Here is a 1,449-nt window from a genome sequence, read left to right as displayed (position 1 = left end):
TAGTTTTTCTTGATGATCAGTTGAGAAAGGAAGTTTTCAGAGCTCTCTTCAAAACAAGCACAATGCCTATTGGCAGTGATGAGCAGCTCCTTATGTTTTTTGAAAGGGGAATATTGAAGGATTATGGGCTGGCGAAATTTTCTGATATGAGAGACAATGATACAAAAGGGCAATCAGAAAATTTCACAAAAAAGCTGCACTATGCGTGCAGCTTTTTATGTATTTGCTTTAGAGGTAGACGTTTTAAAGTATGAAAGTGTCCTTACGGCTTCTATAACCATAATATCCAAACACACTGGAAATAATGGCGCCTACCAGACTGCCTAAAAAGCCCCACCACCCCATATTGGAGGCTGTTTTTGTGGCTTTAGTTGCAGTGTTTTTGGCGCCCTTGATCGTATCCTCAAGATTGTTCGAGAGTGTTTCTGCCCGTTCTTCAAGCGCTTTTATCGCCTTTTCGGTTTTTTCCTCTGCGCTTTGATAAATATGAACGGCACGGTTTACTGCTGTTTGTGCATCCGCACGGGACATGCCATCGGTCATAAGGGCCTTGATGATATCACTTCGATCAAATTTTGTCGTGAGATCTTCTACACGATCAGACAGGTGCTCACCAAGATTTTTTAAAGTGGTACGATAGTGAGAAGGATCATTTTTGAAAGCTGTTATCGCAGAACCAATATCGTTGAGTGCAGCTTGGTAGGTTTGTTTCAAGCGCTCAGGGTTGAGAGCAGGAATGTCGCTTTTATTGAGAAGGGTGCGCAATTCACTCGAAAGTTGATCGAAATTGATGCCATTGTCACTGTTTTTTGCAAAAAACTTTTCAAGACTTTCGCTGTTTAAGTTTGCAAGTATAGGGGAAATATTGGTTTTGAGGCTGTCTACGGTTTGTTGGATCATAGAGCTGTTTTCTAGAGCCGTTTTAGCTCCTATCTTTGCTGTACTAGAAACCACGTGGATGGCTTGGAGGGTCATCAGCAATGTTATGAGAGCCCAAGTGAGAAAGCCATGAACCGTTCCCGACGATTCAGCAAAACGTCCAGCTACAAAGCCTCCCAAGGCTAGGCTAATCAGTGTAACGATAACAGAACCCACGCCAAAGGAGAGGAAAGAGCCTTCAAATGGGGTTGAAGAGGTGAAATCCATTTGGCTTAAGCCTAAAGCGGCTACCAGAAAAGAGAGGCAGATTGAGGTGGCAAGGGCGCTCACCAGTCCAGCAAAGATTGCGGACCATGAAATGGGTGTGTGAAAGAATGAATACTTTTCTTCTAGAGATGTTTCTCCTAGAAAATTCGTATCGAATGGTGTGTCTTCAGGAATGCGAGTTTCCATGTTTTATCTCCTTGAATATGCTGGAGATACAATGTCTTTTTGCCAATTATGTTCCAAAAGTGAATAGATATGCGCCAAAAAGGACAGAAAACATCGAACACAAGACGGTGATCATTA

The 1,449-nt window shown here is 42.5% G+C and carries 2 protein-coding genes; one reads left to right on the top strand and one right to left on the bottom strand.

The genetic code is table 11. The features are described 5' to 3' along the window. Positions 1 to 254: hypothetical protein (locus tag ACFIJP_RS09095; RefSeq protein WP_375627090.1), on the top strand; the 254-nt coding region annotated here is incomplete at its 5' end. Here the strand turns inward: ACFIJP_RS09095 and ACFIJP_RS09090 are convergent. Then, the gene (locus tag ACFIJP_RS09090; protein WP_375627088.1) at positions 244 to 1,332 is read right to left on the bottom strand and encodes a DUF3792 domain-containing protein; all 1,089 of its coding nucleotides are present in this window, start codon (positions 1,330 to 1,332) and stop codon (positions 244 to 246) included. The genes ACFIJP_RS09095 and ACFIJP_RS09090 overlap by 11 nt on opposite strands. Positions 1,333 to 1,449: the final 117 nt, after the last annotated feature.

The organism is Bartonella sp. MU37NMGALS (genome assembly GCF_042194015.1).
Classification (GTDB): domain Bacteria; phylum Pseudomonadota; class Alphaproteobacteria; order Rhizobiales; family Rhizobiaceae; genus Bartonella; species Bartonella grahamii.
Note: the sequence above shows the minus strand (reverse complement) of the source record. Positions and strands in the feature narration are given on the sequence as shown.

Excerpts from the sequence above, each read along its gene's own strand:
- ACFIJP_RS09090 (WP_375627088.1), bottom strand. The coding sequence starts at position 1,332 with ATGGAAACTCGCATTCCTGAAGACACACCATTCGATACGAATTTTCTA.